This window comes from Mycolicibacterium novocastrense (assembly GCF_001570485.1).
GTDB classification, from domain to species: domain Bacteria; phylum Actinomycetota; class Actinomycetes; order Mycobacteriales; family Mycobacteriaceae; genus Mycobacterium; species Mycobacterium novocastrense.
In genome coordinates this window covers 42,748-58,756 of record NZ_BCTA01000011.1, presented here as the reverse complement: position 1 = coordinate 58,756, position 16,009 = coordinate 42,748, and the positions used below count along the sequence as shown (strand labels likewise).

16 protein-coding genes are annotated in these 16,009 nt (G+C 66.1%); 4 read left to right on the top strand and 12 right to left on the bottom strand.

Translation table 11 applies throughout. The annotated features are described in order from the left end of the window. Positions 1-4: 4 nt before the first annotated feature. Positions 5-1,300 (top strand): amidohydrolase family protein, encoded by a 1,296-nt coding sequence (locus RMCN_RS03160; RefSeq protein ID WP_064403227.1) that lies wholly within the window; start codon positions 5-7, stop codon positions 1,298-1,300. A gap of 7 nt (positions 1,301-1,307) precedes the next feature. Here the strand turns inward: RMCN_RS03160 and RMCN_RS03155 are convergent, their stop codons facing one another. The 4 genes from RMCN_RS03155 to RMCN_RS03140 are packed head-to-tail and all read right to left on the bottom strand — an operon-like array spanning position 1,308 to position 4,373. Further along, positions 1,308-2,261 carry an SMP-30/gluconolactonase/LRE family protein gene (locus RMCN_RS03155; protein WP_234787550.1) on the bottom strand — a complete coding sequence of 318 codons (954 nt, stop codon included), beginning with the start codon at positions 2,259-2,261 and terminating at the stop codon, positions 1,308-1,310. Further along, a complete protein-coding gene (locus tag RMCN_RS03150) occupies positions 2,243-2,770 on the bottom strand; it encodes a nuclear transport factor 2 family protein (RefSeq protein ID WP_234787549.1) in 528 nt (175 codons plus the stop codon). The genes RMCN_RS03155 and RMCN_RS03150 overlap by 19 nt, the downstream gene beginning before the upstream one ends. Beyond that, entirely contained in the window at positions 2,770-3,546 is a 777-nt protein-coding gene (locus RMCN_RS03145; protein WP_084377097.1) for an SDR family NAD(P)-dependent oxidoreductase, read from the bottom strand. The genes RMCN_RS03150 and RMCN_RS03145 overlap by 1 nt, the downstream gene beginning before the upstream one ends. Before the next feature lie 5 nt (positions 3,547-3,551). Next, positions 3,552-4,373, bottom strand: coding sequence for an SDR family oxidoreductase (locus tag RMCN_RS03140; protein WP_067387201.1), 822 nt, complete (start codon positions 4,371-4,373; stop codon positions 3,552-3,554). Positions 4,374-4,454: 81 nt separating this feature from the next. Here RMCN_RS03140 and RMCN_RS03135 point away from each other — a divergent pair, with 81 nt between their 5' ends. Further along, positions 4,455-5,807 carry a phosphotransferase gene (locus tag RMCN_RS03135; RefSeq protein ID WP_067387199.1) on the top strand — a complete coding sequence of 451 codons (1,353 nt, stop codon included), beginning with the start codon at positions 4,455-4,457 and terminating at the stop codon, positions 5,805-5,807. A gap of 101 nt (positions 5,808-5,908) precedes the next feature. Here RMCN_RS03135 and RMCN_RS03130 read toward each other — a convergent pair whose 3' ends face one another. Genes RMCN_RS03130 through RMCN_RS03120 form a run of 3 tightly spaced genes read right to left on the bottom strand, consistent with a single transcriptional unit; the run spans position 5,909 to position 9,237 of the window. Beyond that, positions 5,909-7,195: a cytochrome P450 gene (locus tag RMCN_RS03130; RefSeq protein WP_067387196.1), complete on the bottom strand. Its 1,287-nt coding sequence runs from the start codon at positions 7,193-7,195 to the stop codon at positions 5,909-5,911. A 48-nt stretch (positions 7,196-7,243) separates the two neighbouring features. After that, a complete protein-coding gene (locus RMCN_RS03125; protein WP_067387194.1) occupies positions 7,244-8,044 on the bottom strand; it encodes an enoyl-CoA hydratase/isomerase family protein in 801 nt (266 codons plus the stop codon). Then, positions 8,041-9,237 carry a cytochrome P450 gene (locus tag RMCN_RS03120; protein ID WP_067387192.1) on the bottom strand — a complete coding sequence of 399 codons (1,197 nt, stop codon included), beginning with the start codon at positions 9,235-9,237 and terminating at the stop codon, positions 8,041-8,043. The genes RMCN_RS03125 and RMCN_RS03120 overlap by 4 nt, the downstream gene beginning before the upstream one ends. A gap of 91 nt (positions 9,238-9,328) precedes the next feature. On the opposite strand from RMCN_RS03120, the gene RMCN_RS03115 reads away from it, so the two are divergent. Together RMCN_RS03115 and RMCN_RS03110 are read left to right on the top strand one after the other, a co-directional pair. Further along, entirely contained in the window at positions 9,329-10,141 is an 813-nt protein-coding gene (locus tag RMCN_RS03115) for an enoyl-CoA hydratase/isomerase family protein (protein ID WP_064412624.1), read from the top strand. Between the two features lie 2 nt (positions 10,142-10,143). Next, positions 10,144-11,346, top strand: coding sequence for an acyl-CoA dehydrogenase family protein (locus tag RMCN_RS03110; RefSeq protein WP_064412623.1), 1,203 nt, complete (start codon positions 10,144-10,146; stop codon positions 11,344-11,346). On the opposite strand, the gene RMCN_RS03105 is transcribed toward RMCN_RS03110, so the two are convergent. From RMCN_RS03105 to RMCN_RS03085, 5 genes are read right to left on the bottom strand one after another with little or no spacing between them, the layout of a single operon-like run. Next, positions 11,318-12,079 (bottom strand): enoyl-CoA hydratase/isomerase family protein, encoded by a 762-nt coding sequence (locus tag RMCN_RS03105; protein ID WP_064412676.1) that lies wholly within the window; start codon positions 12,077-12,079, stop codon positions 11,318-11,320. The genes RMCN_RS03110 and RMCN_RS03105 overlap by 29 nt on opposite strands. A 4-nt stretch (positions 12,080-12,083) precedes the next feature. Further along, entirely contained in the window at positions 12,084-12,881 is a 798-nt protein-coding gene (locus RMCN_RS03100) for an enoyl-CoA hydratase/isomerase family protein (protein WP_067387190.1), read from the bottom strand. Positions 12,882-12,896: 15 nt separating this feature from the next. Next, a complete protein-coding gene (locus tag RMCN_RS03095; protein WP_067387188.1) occupies positions 12,897-13,742 on the bottom strand; it encodes an enoyl-CoA hydratase/isomerase family protein in 846 nt (281 codons plus the stop codon). Further along, positions 13,739-13,966: a biotin/lipoyl-containing protein gene (locus tag RMCN_RS03090; protein WP_064412621.1), complete on the bottom strand. Its 228-nt coding sequence runs from the start codon at positions 13,964-13,966 to the stop codon at positions 13,739-13,741. The genes RMCN_RS03095 and RMCN_RS03090 overlap by 4 nt, the downstream gene beginning before the upstream one ends. Continuing rightward, positions 13,963-15,984: an alpha-ketoacid dehydrogenase subunit alpha/beta gene (locus tag RMCN_RS03085; RefSeq protein ID WP_067387186.1), complete on the bottom strand. Its 2,022-nt coding sequence runs from the start codon at positions 15,982-15,984 to the stop codon at positions 13,963-13,965. The genes RMCN_RS03090 and RMCN_RS03085 overlap by 4 nt, the downstream gene beginning before the upstream one ends. Positions 15,985-16,009 lie beyond the last annotated feature (25 nt).

Here is a 16,009-nt window from a genome sequence, read left to right as displayed (position 1 = left end):
AGCGATGCCACTGCAACCGTCGATGAAGCTGCTCTCGGTCGACGACCACCTCATCGAACCTCCGCACGTCTGGTCCGACCGCCTGCCCGAGAAGTATCTGCACGACGGCCCGCGCATCGTCGAGTTCCCGCGGGACGGCAAGCCGCCGATGCACCAGTGGGTCTACGAGGGGCGCGCGTATCCCAACATCGGGCTCAACGCCGTCGCCGGCAAGCGCCCCGAGGAGTTCGGCGTGGACCCGGTGCGTTACGACGACATGATTCCCGGGTGCTACGACCCCAAGGCGCGCCTGCTGGACATGGACATCGACGGAGTCCACGCGATGCTGTGCTTCCCGTCGTTCCCGCGGTTCTGCGGCACGGTCTTCCTCGAGGGCACCGACAAGGACCTGGCACTGCTGTGCGTGCAGGCATGGAACGACTTCTCGATCGACGAGTGGTGCGCCACCGATCCGGCCCGCTTCATCCCGATGATGATCACCCCGCTGTGGGACACCCAGCTCATGGTCAAGGAGATCGAGCGCATGGCGGCCAAGGGGTGTCGCGCCGTCGGCCTGCCCGACAACCCCCTGAACCTCGGTCTACCGAGCTTCCACACCCCGCATTGGGATCCGGTCTGGTCCGCTTTGGAGGAGACCAACTTGACCGCGGTCATGCACTTCGGCTCCGGCGGCATGCCACCGGCCACCGCGCCCGAAGCGCCGTTCGCGGTGATGGTGACGCTCATGGGCACGACGTCGATGTCGGCGGCGGTCGAGCTGATGTTCTCCCCGGTGTTCCACAAACACCCGAACTTGAAGGTCGCCTTCTCCGAAGGTGGCATCGGGTGGATGCCGTACATCATCGAGCGGGCCGACTACGTGTGGCGTAAACACAAGTATTACCAGAACATCCATCCAACGATCGCGCCGTCAGAGTTGTTCCGCCGCAACATCACCGGTTGCTTCATCGAGGATGAGGTCGGGGTCGGGCTGCGCCACCTGATCGGCATCGACAACATCACCTGGGAATGCGACTATCCGCACTCCGACTCGTTCTGGCCGAAGAGCCGGGCTCGCGCCGAGGAGATGCTGGCCGGTGTTCCCGACGAAGAAGCGCACAAGATCGTCGAACTGAACACCCGCCGGTGGTACGCGTTCCCAGAGGAGGGGTTCGCCTCGTGCACGGCCGACTCCGGCTGGCGGCCCAACGCCGGCAACCCACCGGAGTACGACTACGACGCCGTGATGTCCGACCACGGCGGCGTCGGGTACGGCGCCTTCATCCAGAATCTCGCCGACCAGATGACCAACAAGGAATAGCCGCAACTCACCGAATTCCCGCGGCGGCCAACCAGTCCTCGACGACCAGGATCCGCCCGGACGACGCGAGGGTCATGTAGAGCGTCGCCTCGTTACCGCTGAGCGTGACGTTGGTGGTCATCGGATCGTCCGCGGGAATCGCGCCGAGCAGTGCCCCGTCCGCCGAGAAGATCGTCACCCCGCCGGTGCCGAGCGTCGCCACCAGAATCCGACCCGCCGTGTCGACGCACAGGCCGTCGGCGCCACCGACATTCAGCGGTCCTCCGCTCGGCACCGTCGCCAATCCGCGCGCCGCCTTGATGACGCCGGGCGCGGCGAGGTCGAACTCCCAGATCCGGCGCGTTCTGGTCTCGGCAACATACAGTTTGGATTCGTCCGGCGAGAGCGCAACCCCGTTCGGCATCTCCAGCGGGTAAACCACCTCGCGCAATCCGCCGTCGACGGTGCCGTACAGGAGTCCGGTGACATCGCGAGTGCGACCCCTGATCGTCCCGCCATCGGTGACGTAGAAGCCACCAGAGGAGTCGACGCACACGTCGCTTGGACGGACCAGCGGTGACCGTTGGCCATCGCGGGCGATGAATTCGGTGGTCAGCGTGCCAACCCGACCGTCTGGGTCGACGATCTGGATCGCCGGTGTCAGCGGTGCAGCCGCGGCTCCGATCGGACGGAACAGCATGGCGCAGCCGTCGAAATCGTACGGCCACGGCCCGATTCCGAACGTGGAGCCGCCGTTCTGGCAGACGACGAGCCGACCATCTGGCAGCCGGGCGATCCCGTTCGGCCCGCCGCCGGTGTCGGCGACCTTCTCCTTGGTACCGTCGGGCCGCACCCGCGCGATGCACCCGGCGGCGATCTCCGAGACCAGAATCGACCCGTCCGCCTCCGCGATCGGGCTCTCCGGAAATGCCAGACCGTCGGCGAGGTAGTGCGTGCCGCGCATCACGATCGACCCGCCCACCAGCTGCGGAACACACTGTCGGACAACGGGATATCGCCGACTCCGATTTGGCCGGCGGGCCAGTTGGCTGCCGGTTGGCGCAGCGGCGACTGGGCGTGCCCGATGCCGTACCACAGGCGGTGCCTGCGGTGGGAGAACAGCCACCGGCCGTCGCGCAGTTCGTAGCGATCCTCGTATTTGATGAGCTGCTCGACGAATCCGTCGGCCTCGGATTGGGCGAAACAGTGTGCCCACACCTGGCCGTGGGCCTGCGCGTCGTCATCGAAGTCGATCAAATGGTTGGCCACGAGGATCACCACGAATAGGCATCCGTCGAGGCTGTGTGTCATCAGCCGCCGCAGTCCGTCGGGACCATCGCCGTATTCGCCGAAGCGGGCGTCCGGCGAGTACAGGTCGACCATCGCGTCGACGTCCCGTGACTCGAGCGCGGCCGCGTACCGATATGCGAGCTGGCGAATTTCGTCGCGTGCCACCAATATTGCGACCTGCCCGGGGTGAGCCATCCGCATCAGCCTCCTGTCACGTTGATGTCCTGGCCGGTGATCGCCGACGCGGCGTCGGAGGCCAGCCAGATGGAGACGTCCGCGACCTCGTCCGGGCGGATCAGTCGGCCCATTTTGGTCGACGCGACCAGTTTGCGTCGCACCTCGTCCGGACTCACTCCATCGGCGGCCGCCCGCCGGGCCAGGTAGTTGTCGACCAACTGACCCTCCACCGTGCCGACCACCAGGGTGTTGACCCGGATCCCGGCGGTCCCCACTTCCAGTGCCAGCGTCTGCCCCAGTGCGCTCAAAGCCAGCTTGGCCGCGGCGTAGTGGGCCTTATGCGGTTGAACCGTACGCGCCGCGGCCGAGGACAAGAACTGGATATTGCCACTGCTGGCCGGAATCATTGCCTGCCGTAATGCCTCTCGCGACAACACCATCGGGGCGACGAGATTCGTTGCGAGCACCGCGTTCCAGTTGTCGACGGTGGCCTCCGCGACCGGCTGATCGGTGCCCGGTATCGCGGCGTTGTTGACCAGGACATCGAGGCGTCCCCAGCGGGACATGATCGCGGAAATGACGTCCCCGCACTGAGTCTCGTCCCGGATGTCGGCGATGTGCACCGAGGCATGGCCACCGTCCTCGGCGATCACATCCGCGGTCACCGCCAGTTGGTCCGGCCGCCGCGCGACCAACGCGACCGTGGCGCCGCTGCGCGCGTACCGCCGCGCGATCACACGGCCGATTCCACCGCTCGCGCCGGTGACGACGACGACGCTGTTCGCGAGGTCCGCACTCATGGCCACTACCCGTCCAACAGCATCTTCGCCATCGGCGTGCCTGCGGGGAACACCTCGGTGATGCCGGCGCTGAGATATCCTGAGTCGGTCACCATTGTGATGCCGTTGACGACGCGCGCCGCATCACTGCACAGGAACAGCAGCGGGTAAGCCTGTTCCATCGCCGTAGCGGCGGCCACGCCGACCTTCGCGCGGTAGTCGGCACCGAAGTCGAGCCAGAGTTCCGCATTGGCCCGCGCCAGTGGCGTGTCGGTGGGACCGGGGCAGATGGCGTTGATGCGGATGCCGTCGGAGATGAGATCCATGGCCTCGCGCGCCACGTAAGCGCATACCGCCTGTTTGGTGAACATGTAGTGCGCACAACCGTTGTCGAGCGCCCACGCGGCAGCGGTGTCGAAGTCCAGGATGTCGAGGAATTCGGTGAGCTGCGGCAGGTTCGACCGCCAGGCGAGGCCGGCCGCCGACGAGATGAACCCGATCGCACTGCCCCGGGGGAGCATGTCCTCGGCGCGCAGTCGCTCGATGAGGTGGCGGTGACCGATGAAGTTGATGCGCTCGATGCCGGGACCGTCCGCCACGCCCGCGCACGCGAAGAGGGCGTTGACGGTGCCCCCGCATTCGGCCACCGCAGTGTCGATGCTGTTCCGGTCCGCCAGATTCACCCGGATCGCGGTGACGCCGGGCAGGTCGCAGTCGGCGTAGTCCATGACGACGACGTTGGCGCCCGCGTCCTGAGCGAGCCGAGCTGTGGCATTGCCCATCCCGGTGGCGCCACCGACGACGACGACACGCTTGTCTCGATAGGAGAAGGCGTCGAACAGGCTCATGATGCCTCCAGTGTGGTCGCAGCCGTTCAGCGGCGGAGTCTTTCAGAGATTACGAGAGCACACTATCTGTACTATTGTCCAGTGACTGAACACGGCGTGGACTCCGTCGTCGAGGACTGGATCTCAGCGAATATCGGGCCGGTGCGCACCATCGAACGCCACCACCGTTGGCGGCCCGCGTGGTTCGTCACCGCAGACCGCGGCGGTCGGGAGGTCGACCTCTACGTCCGGGGAGATCGCGAGGGGTTCGGCTTTGCCACCGTCGCCGCGGAGGCAGAGATCCTCCGGGTGCTGGAGGCGCATCGGATCCCCGTCCCCCACATACACGGAGAGATCACCGAGTGTGGTTCTCTGGCATCGGCGATCGTGATGGACCTCTTGCCGGGAGCGCCGAATCCATGCCTCACCGACGATGCTCACGGCGTCGACGCGGTCATGGACTCCTATGTCGATGCACTTGTGGGCGCCCACTCCATCGACCCGGCGGCGTTCGCCGCTGCGGGCGTGCGCATCCCCGACGGTCCACGTGCGCTCGCCCTCGATTATTTCGAGACGTTCGTGACCCGCTATCGGGACTTCAAGCGGCGCCCGGAACCGTTACTGGAGTTCGCGATCGGATGGCTGCGACGCAACGCCCCGGCTCACCGGTCGACCCCGTCGTTCGTTCTTGGTGACACCGGGCAGTACATGTACGCCGATGGCCGGATCACCGGCCTGATCGACGTCGAACTCGCCCACATCGGCGACGTCTCCCACGATCTGGCGGGCCTGCGATTGCGCAACGTCACGGAGCCGATGGGCGACCTCGGCCGGGTACTGCGGCGCTATGAGGCGGTCTCGGGAACGCCGCTGGATCGGACCGCGATCGAGTTTCACACCGCCAAGTTCGCGCTCTGCACGCCGCTCGGTGTCGCGATCGTTCTGCATCTGGACTTACCGCTGACCGACATCGTCCAGTACATCGAGTGGTTCCATCTCCTATCGCTGCACGCGATCGAATCGATTGCCCGCCAGGCCGACGTCCAGCTATCGGCTGTGTCGTTACCCGACCCGATGCCCACGGCCTACCCCGGCGCGATCGCCGGCCTGGCATCCATGGTGGAGTCACTTCCAGTGCCAGCCGGTATCGCCGAGTACCAGCGGTCCGCCGTGGCGAAGGTTGCGCAATTTTGTCACCGCGTGAGCGAGTACGCGCACGCCATCGACGCCGCCGACCTCGATGACATCCAGGATCTGCTCGGGAGTCGACCCGCCGACCGCGCGGAGGGCGACGAGACCCTCGAGAAGTTCGTCCTGACCGCGGCGCCGCATCACGACCCCGCATTGATTGCGCTGCTCCACCGTCGGGTGATGCGCCAACTCCTGCTCATGGAACCGCTCCTGACCGGCGGTCGGATCGGGCACGTGACACCACTGACCGAGCTGCTCGGCTAAGCGGTCAGCATGACCAGAACCCGCACGGCGAATATCGCATTGTCAATCGCATACCCGATCTATCTGACGCTCAACGCATTACGTGCCAGGCTGCGCTGAGCTCACCGCACCGGGGTGAGCCGGACCGCAAGCCGCGTGGGCCCACGCAACGAGCTGTGCCGCGACCACGTCGTGTCGCCAACCGCGTCGATCCGCGACACCCGGGAAACGAGTTCACGTAGAACCGCTTGAGCCTCCATCCTCGCCAGCGGAGCACCCACGCACATGTGCGCACCGTAGCCGAAGGCGATGTGCGTCCGGGGATTTCGGTCCGCACGGTACTGATCGGGGTCCTCAAACGCGATGGGGTCGCGGTTGGCCGCGCCGAACAACAGAAGGATTCGAGATCCGCGGGGTATCGTGACGCCGGCGATCTCGTAGTCGGCACGGGTGTACCGGTAGAGGTTCTGGATCGGTGTCGTCACGCGCAACTGCTCCTCGACCGCCATGGGGATGAGGTCGGGGTCGGCTCGGATCATGTCGTACTGGTCGGGGTTGTGCGCCAAGGTGTCGAACATGCCGCCCAGCAGATTTGTTGTTGTTTCGTTGCCCGCGATCAGCAGGTGGATCGCGATGAGGAACAGCTGCTCATCAGTGAGGCTGCCGTCGCTGTTGTGTTCGAGCAGGCGGCCCAGCACGGTGCCGGAGCCTTTCAAACCACCGTGGGCGAACTGGTTCAGGAAGTAGCGACGCAAGGTGGCCATCGCCGCCATCGACTTCACCGCGCCGACGACACCGCGCGGCGTGGGCGAGAAGTCCATGATGCCGACACCGGCTTCCGACCAGCGCCGAAAGTCGTCGGCGTCGCACTCCGGTATGCCGAGGATCTGCGCGATCATCCGGATGGGCATCGGAATTGCCAGTCGCTGCACCACATCACAGCCGGGGTAGTCGATGACCTCGGTGACGAGTTCGGTCGCCAGCTTCTCCGTCATCCCCTTCCAGCTATCCATCGCGCCCTTACTGAAGCCCGGCTGGACCTGCTTGCGCAGCCGGGCATGCTCGTCGCCGTCGGTCAGTACAGCGAGCGGCGCCGAGAATTTGAGCCGGGTGACGCCTTCGGCGCTCGTCACGTACTCGGTATCGCGCAGAGCGGTCCTGACATCGGAGAGTCGGCTCAAAATGAAATTGGACCGCCGGGGGTTGTAGTGCACCCGACCGCTGCGATGGAGAGTCCGGTAGGCCTCAAACGGCGCAGACGCCGTCGCAGGATCCATCGGATCGAAATCGGTGTTGACCGCGCCCGTCCACCCCCGATAACCACGCGCGCGGTTCTGCACGGCGGCAACGACATTCATCCGGACTGCGTTGGCGAAGGGCCCGATCACCCCGGGAGTGCTGCGCGCCATCTTCGGCCTCCTTGGTCGTCGCTACATCGGCCGGCGGCGTGGGCGCCGCTACCGTCCGCGGAACGTCGGGTCGCGTTTCTCCATGAAGGCCGCCATCCCCTCGGCGACGTCATCGGTGGCTGCCACCTGCTCGACGAGAAGTGCCTCGGTATCGAATGCCGCGGCGCGGTCCACGTCGAGGGCTTGGTTGAGCATCGCCTTGGCGGCGGCGATCCCGCGTGTCGCTCCGCGCGCGAGGCGCTGGGCCCACGCCGTCACTTCCGCGGTGAGCTGATCGTCGGCGACGACCTTGTTCACCAACCCGATGCGATGCGCCTCCTGGGCGGTGATCTCCTCGCCGAACATCAGCAGTTCCTTGGCGATGTTGAACGGCACCTTCCGCGCGAGTAGGTAGGCGGCACCGCCGTCGGGCGCCAGGCCGCGTCGCACGAACAGCTCGATCAGCCGCGCACTTTCGGCGGCGACGATCAGGTCGCACGCCAGGACCATGCTCGCGCCGACACCGGCGGCGACGCCGTTCAGTGCGCAGACGACCGGCTTTTCACAGTCCAATATCGCCGACACCACGGCCTGTGATCCGGTGCGAAGCCTGCGCGCGGCGTCACCGGCGACCCGGTCCTGGCTCGGCCGCATCTCGGGGTCGCGCAGGTTGGGGCCGGTGCAGAAGTGCCTGGTGCCCGCGCCGGTCAACACGAGGGCACGGATGCCGGGATCGCTCGATGCGCGCTCCAAGTTGTCGATGAGGTCCCGCTGCATCGCCCGGGTCACGGAGTTGCCGACGTCCGGGCGGTCCAGTACCAACCACCGCACCCCGTCCCCGGTGCGCGCGGTCAGTCCGGTGGCGCTCACAGCAGGATCGGCACGCTCGCCGGACCGCGCACCGAATTGGTGTGGACGTATTCGACGGCGTCCTCGTCCACCTCCCACGTCGGGAAGCGGGCCAGGGTTTCCTCGATGGCCACCCTGGCCTCCAGTCGGGCCAGCGCGGCGCCCAGGCAGAAGTGCGCGCCGTGGCCGAAACTGAGGTGCCGGATGCCGGTGCGGTTGACGTCGAAGACGTCGGGGTTCGGGTACTGGCGTTCGTCACGCCCGGCCGAGCCCGTCAACAGCGCGACCTTGGAGTCGGCCGGTATCACGGTGTCGTGAAAGGTGGTGTCGTGCAGCGTGAAGCGGCCCTGCACGGGTGACGGTGCCTCATATCGCAGTAGTTCCTCGACCGCGCCTCCGATGAGGCCGGGGTTCTCGACGAGTTTCGCGCGTTCGCCAGGAAAGCGCGCGAGCGTCAACGCCGTCCAGCCGAGCAGTCGCGCGACGGTCTCGTTGCCCGCCACGTTGATGAGCGCGATGAAGAACAGTACTTCGCCGTCGTCGAGACGACGAGTTTCTCGGCCGGGCTGCACCAGGTCGGAGTCCATCAGGTTGCCGACGATATCGCTGGTGCTGTTCACCCGGCGCTTCTGAATTTGTTCTTTGTAATACCCGAAGAGCTTCTCGTTGGCCTGTTGGCCCAACTCGCTGAGCTCCGCAGTGCCCTCCTCTCGGTGAAGCTGCAGATCCGTCCACTCACGCAGATTGTCATGGTCTTCTTCCGGGAAGCCCAGCAACGAACTGATCACCATGACCGGTAGCTTCATGGAGAAGTCACGGACGTAGTCGAATCCCCCGCTGCCGACATGGGGCTCCAGATATCCGCGGCACAACGTGCGCACCCGGTCCTCGAGCTCGGCGATCTTGCTCCGAAAGAATGTGCGGTTGACCATTTTTCGCATGGCCGTGTGGTCGGGCGGATCCATCATGATCATCGCCTTCGGCGGTGGCCACGGTTCGGGCGTGATCGCATCCAACGTGATGCCGTGCTCGGAAGAGAACGTCTCGGTGTCGAGGGAGGCCGACAGCACGTCGTCGAACCGGCTCAACGCGTAAAAGTCATACTGCTCGTTGTAGTAGACAGGCGCCTCATCGCGCAGTCGTCGCCACACCTCGTAGGGATTCTTGTGCAGGGCACGGTCGAACGGATCCCAGCGCAACTCCGCTGTCACCATCGGCTGGTCCTTTCCTGGGTGGTCAAACGTTAAACAATGGTACACTCCGCGTAATTCTGTACAACACTGAAGTCGAGGAGGGACGGGCAGGTTGGAAACGCGGACCCTGGACCATGTCATCTATGAGAAGGACGGTCCGATCGCCCGGATCATTCTCAACAATCCCGAACGTGCCAACGCCCAGACCTCCCAGATGGTGCACAGCGTCAACGAGGCGCTCGACGACGCGCAGTACGACTATGACATCAAGGTCGTCATCATCAAGGCCAACGGAAAGGGTTTCTGCTCGGGTCACGTACCCGACGGCAGTTACCCGGAGTTCAAGGCGGAATTGGACGCCTCGGGCAAGGTGTGGCGTTCGGCTGCACAACTGTTCCTGTGGCCGGTGTTGAAGCTGTGGGAGTTTCCGAAACCGGTCATCTCTCAGGTGCACGGATACGCGATCGGCGGCGGCACCACCTGGGCGTTGCTGCCCGAGATCACGGTCTGTTCCGACGACGCCTGGTTCCAGATGCCGCTTGTGCCCGGGTTCGGGCTGCCGGGGGCCGAGACGATGTTCGAGCCCTGGGTGTTCATGAACTACAAGCGTGCCGCGGAGTACCTCTATACCGCGCAGAAGATCTCGGCCGAGCAGGCCCTGGAGTTCGGGTTGGTCAACCGCGTCGTACCGGCCGATGAATTGGAGAGCACGGTAGAGGAGCTGGCCACCAGGATCGCCAAGGCGCCGTTGATCACGCTGCAGGCCACGAAGGCGGGCATCATGCGGGCCTGGGAGACCATGGGCTTTCGCACCCACCAGCAGGCCACCAACGACCTGCAGGCGGTCGTCACCGGGTCGAAGGAGTTCCAGGATTACATGAGGGAGCTGATGAAGAGGGCAGCCAAACCCGCTGACCGGGTCTGAGCATGCCGCTGAGGCCGATCGTCCGGTTCGGCGGCGGGGAACGCGTCGAGCGGTTGCGCGAGTCGGTCCGCAGCTGGCTGGCCGACAACTTGCCCGACGAGTTCCGCCGCACCGCCGCCAACCCCGACTACCTGCCCCGCGAAGGCCACGAACGGGCGGTGGCGTTCTGTCGCACGCTGCACGCCCAGGGCTGGTTCGTTCCGCATTGGCCCGCGGAGTACGAAGGCGGCGGCCTCGGCGTCGTCGAACAGGTGGTCATCAGGGAGGAACTCGCCTACGCGGGGGCGCCGCTGGTCAACACGAACGGGGTGAACATGCTGGCGCCGGTGCTTTTTCGCTTCGGCACCCCCGAACAACAGCGCGAGCACCTGCCGCTGATCGCGCGCTCGGAGCGGATGTGGGCGCAGGGGTACTCCGAACCCGAGGCCGGATCCGATTTGGCAGCGTTGCGGATGACCGCGCGTCGCAACGGCGATCACTACGTGCTCAACGGGCAGAAGACGTGGACGAGCAACGGCGTGCTGGCCGACTGGATCTTCGTGCTCGCCAGGACCTCGCCCGTGGGCGAGAAACGGCAGGCGGGGATCTCGTTCTTCCTCGTCGACCTCTCCAGCCCGGGCATCACCCGCCGGCCCATCAGATCGATGACGGGTTACCCGACATTCGCCGAAGAGTTCTTCGACGATGTGCGGGTGCCCGCGGCGAACCTGGTCGGCGCGGAGGGTGACGGCTGGAAGGTCGCCAAGGCTCTGCTGAACGCCGAACGATCGAACGTGACCCGTGCCGCACAGGCTCAGCGCTATCTCGACGAGCTCGTCGACTGGTGCCATGCGCAGCGCGGGAAACACCATGACCCGCTGGCGGATCCGACCAACCGGCTGGCGCTGGCACGGGCGGTCGAGCGGGTGGAGGTGGGACGGATCCTGTCCTACCGGATCGCACACCTACAGGCGGCGGGATCGTTGGATCCGGCGCTGCCGTCGCTGTCCAAGCTGTACCACTCGGAACTGACTGCCGAGCTTCGCGCACTGGGCGCCCGGATCCTGGGCCCCGCGGGCGCGCTGATGCCCGACGACCCCGAGGCCGTGCTGGACGGTCACTTCTCGGAAGGCCTGCTGCTCTCGCTGCTGCACACCATCGGCGGCGGCACCAGCGAGATTCAGCGGGACCTGATCTCTACCACCGGTCTCGGCTTGCCGCGCTAGCCGAGCGCTGCTGGGCGACGGTCGCCATCGCCAGCTCCAGCGGGTGAAAGGCCGCCAGCTGGGCGGTCTCCACCGAGTTGATCAGACGCTTGGTCATCTCCACCGCCGCGGAATCAGCCTGTGCCAGTTCGTCGAGAACGGCGAGCGCACGGTCGACCGCGGCGCCGGGCTCGGCGAGGTCGGTGACCAGGCCGACGTCTGCAGCGTCGGACGCCGCAAGTCGTTTGCCGCGCAGCAGCAGTGCGGCGGCGCGCTGCCTGCCCAGCTGCTGGGTCAGCCGCCAGGCCAAGCCGCCGTCCGGGACGACCGCGCGAGCGACGAACGGAGCACTGAAAAAGGCGTCGGTTGCGGCAACGACGAGATCACACGACAGCGCGAGGCTCCACCCCAGGCCCACCGCGGCGCCCTCGACCGCGGCGACGGTCGGTACCGGGAGCGCTTTGAGCTGCTCCATGACTCGCTGTGCATGCTCGACCCGGCCCGCCGGTGCGAGCGGGCCCGCACCGTGCGCCGGACCGGCTTTCAAATCCCCGCCCGCACAGAAGAATCCGGCTGCACCGGCCAGCACGACGCCACGCACATCGGGGTCGGCAGCCACCGAAGTCAACTGCTCGGACAACTCGGTCCACGACTCATAACGCAACGCATTGCGCTGCGCCGGGCGGTTCAGCAACAGCAGCGCGACTGCGCCCCTGTCCTCGCGTAGCACCAGCGGTGTCGTGCCATCGGACATCACGTCACCGATTGAGAAACTTGTCGATCGCCGCCCGGTGCTCTTCAGTGGTGAAACACTCTGTCTCCGCGGATATCCCGTAATCCAGGATGGCTGTCACCGCGCGTTCGGCATGCAGGTTCAACGTCCGCTTGGTGCCTTGGACGGCACGCGGGGGAAGGGCCGCGAGCCGGTGCGCCAGCGCGAGTCCTTCCTGTTTGATCGCGTCGTGCGGTACCACCCGATTGGCCAGCCCGAGTTCGACGGCCTTGGCCGCCGGAATGCGTTCACCCAGCAAGAGGTATTCTTTCGCCTTCATCAGGCTCATCATCAGTGGCCAGAGCACCGAGCCACCGTCACCGGCGACCAGCCCGCTGGCGACGTGGGTGTCGGCCAGGAATGCGCGGTCCGACATCAGCGTGATGTCACACAAAACGGCGATGCTGCAACCGAATCCGACAGCTGGACCATTCACGGCGGCGACGATCGGCAGCGGGAAGTCGATCATGTCGCGCACGATGCGGCGGGCGTCGCGCATCCCCTCGCGCCGCGTGACCGGGTTGTTGACGTGCGTCTCCAGCCACTCCACCAGGTTGCCACCCGCCGAGAAGTAGTCACCCGTGCCGGTGATGAGCACGGCGCGGGCCTCGGAGTCCTCGCCCAGCGTGGTCCACAGCCGGGCGAACGCGCCATGCATCGCATTGTTGACCGCATTGGCATCACCGGGGTTGTTCAGGGTCACGATCCGGACGGGACCGTCACTGGCCACGAGGATCTCGTCGCATCCGGTGAGCTCTGAGGAGCCGGTCGGCAGTTCGGTCAACGGCAGCTAATCCTTTCAAGAGTCAGACGGCATCCACGCCGACCGACGGGTCTGCACGAACGCATCACGATCAGAGTTCACCGACCAACGCGGCGAACGCTTTTCGAGGAAGGCGGAGAACGCCTCGATCTGTTCGGAGGTTCCGATCGACGACCAGTAACCACTGACGTCGACGGCGGGCAGAGCACGTGCCATTTCGCGCTTCATCGCCGCACGTGCCGCGGGGCCGGTGTTGCGGACCCGGTCCAGTAGCGCCTGTGTTTCTGCGGCGAGGCTGTCGTGGGGCACGACCTTGCCGACCAGCCCGTAACGCCCGGCGTCGGCGGCGTCGAGCCAGTCATTTCCGTAGATCATGTGGTTGGCGCGCAATGTTCCGATGCGTTGCGGGATACGGGCGGCGACGAAAGCTTCGTAGACCCCACGGGTCAGATCGGGAACCCGGAGGCGGGCCCGGTCCGACGCGATCACGAGGTCGGCGAACAGCGTCATTACCAGGCCGCCGCCCATTGCGATGCCGTTCACGGCGCACACCACGATCTTCGGGATCTTGCCGAGTACTTCGAAAGGTGTCGCGTCGTACGCCTCGGTGAACGCGTCCCACGACCGGTCCGGATTGCTCACCGAGTTCATGTCGCCACCGGCGCAGAAGACGTCGCCGGTTCCGGTGATGATCAGGAACTGGAGGTCTGGTTCGTCGGCGACAATCATCGCGGCGCGTTTGATCCCGTGGTAACCGTCGGCGGTGACCGCGTTCCGTTTCTCCGGACGGTTGATGGTGACGGTGAGCGTGTCGCCGGCGATTTCGCCGATCAGCTCGGGTGCCTCCAGGTCGACCGTCAGGGCGTCCGGTAATCCGGTCATGAGATCACGGCAACGAGTTCGCCGACGTCGTAGGTGCCCCCGACTTCCACCTTCCACGTCACCACGCCGGACGCTGGTGCCTCGACGTCCATTTCGGCCTTGTCGGTGGCGATGGCATACAGGGGATCACCTTCGACCGCGGACTCGCCGTCGGCGACGTACAGCTCTGTCACCTCGGCTTCGGTGATCGCATCTCCCGGTTTGGGCATCCGAACCTCTGTCACACGACCCTCCTCACGGCGTCGACGAGCTGGGCCGAGTTCGGCCGACAGGCCGCCTCCAAGGTCGCGGCCCGTGGAACCGGGGTATAGGTGCCCGCCACGCGCTGGATCGGCGCCGCGAGCTCGCCGAACAATTCGGCGCCGACGGCGGCGGCGATTTCGGCGCCGGGCCCGCAGAAGCCGACCGATTCGTGGGCGACGACAAGGCGTTTGGTCTTTCCTACCGAAGCCAGAACGGCTTGGAGGTCCAGCGGGACGAGGGTCCGCAGATCGAGGACCTCGACCGAGACGCCCTCGTCTTGGAGTGTGTTCGCCGCCTCCAGGGCCGCGTGCACCATCACGCCGTACGTGCAGATGGTGACGTCGCTACCGGCGCGCTTGACATCGGCCTGTCCGAGCGGAATGACGTAGTCGGCCACCGGAACCGGTCCCTTGCCGCCGCCGTAGTAGAGCTTCATCGATTCGATGAACAGGCACGGGTCCTCCTCCCGCAGGCACGCATTGAGCAGACCTGCGGCGTCCGCTGCGGTACTGGGCCAGACGACCTTGAGTCCCGGGGTGTGCATCGCCCAGGCCTCGACGGCTTGCGAATGCTGGGGGCCGGCACCGGTTCCCACCATTGTCCGGATCACCAACGGCGCGCCTCGACGGCCGCCGGACAAGTAGCGGACCTTCGCAGCGTGGTTGGCGATTTGGTCCATCGCCACACCGAGGAAGTCCATGAACATCAGTTCGGCGACGGGGCGCAATCCGGCCAGCGATGCACCGAGCGCCGCCCCGATGATCGACGACTCCGCGATCGGAGTGTCACGCACCCGCAGCTCGCCGTACTTGGCCGAGAGCCCGGCCGTGATCTTGAACATGCCGCCGCCGGAGCGATCGCCGATGTCCTCGCCCAGCAGGATGATCGACTCGTCAGCGGCCATCGCTCGGTCGAGGGTGCGATGGATGGCCTGCACCAGCCCGAGGTCCTCGGTCTCCCCGTCGGGCAGCGGCACACGCGTCGCCGTGCCCGCGGCCAACTCAGACCCGTTGTCCGCGAACACATCGCGCGTGAGTTCCTCGGCCTCGAGTGACTCGGCGTCGCGGGCGGCGGCGAAGGCGGATTCGACCTTTTCCGATACTTCGGCGTCGATCCGATCAAGGTCGTCTGCGGTGGCGGTCCCCTCCTCGACCAGTCGCCGCCGGTAGCGATCGAACGGCGGGTCGGCACGTTTGGCAGCCAGTTCGTCGGGATCGGCGTAGGCCATGCCGTCACCGAAGTAGTGGCCCTGCAGCCGGTAGGCGACCGCCTCGACGAACGTGGGGCCGTCGCCCGTTCGTGCGCGCCCGACCGCCTCTGACACGGCGTCGTGGACGGCCTGGGGGTCGGTGCCGTCGACCGTCACGCCGGGCATCCCGTACCCGCCCGCACGGTCGGACAAGTCAACGGTCCGGGTGTACCGCGACATCGCCGTGCACTCCGCCCACGCGTTGTTCTGGCAGAAGAACACCACCGGAAGGGACCACAGCGCTGCCATGTTCATCGCCTCGTGCATATAGCCGATGCTGGTGGCACCGTCGCCGAAGCTGACCAGTACCACCTGCCCGGTGCCGCGGATCGACGCGGCCAGTGCGATGCCGTTCGCGATCAGCGGACCCGCCCCCACGATGCCCGTCGTCCACGCGATGCCATGGTCGGGATCGGAGATTCCCATGGCACCGGCCTTACCTCGAGACAGCCCGGTGCTGCGACCGAGGATCTCGCCGAAATAACCGGCCAGGTCGATGCCCTTGGCGACGACGTCGCCCAGGCCCCGGTACGTGCTGACGAGTTGATCGGTGTCGGACAGCGCCAGCGCGGCACCGGCCGACATCGCCTCCTGACCGTCGACGGGCCAATAACTCATCGCGATCTCACCCGAAGACAAGCCTTTTCGGACCCGCTGATCGGCGTGATGGACCTTGCTCATCAGGCGGTACAACTCGATCGCGCGATCGTTGGTCGATGCCTGCGCCTCGGTGTCCAACTGGGTGGCCATTGAATCTCCTTGCCCGCGCACTTCG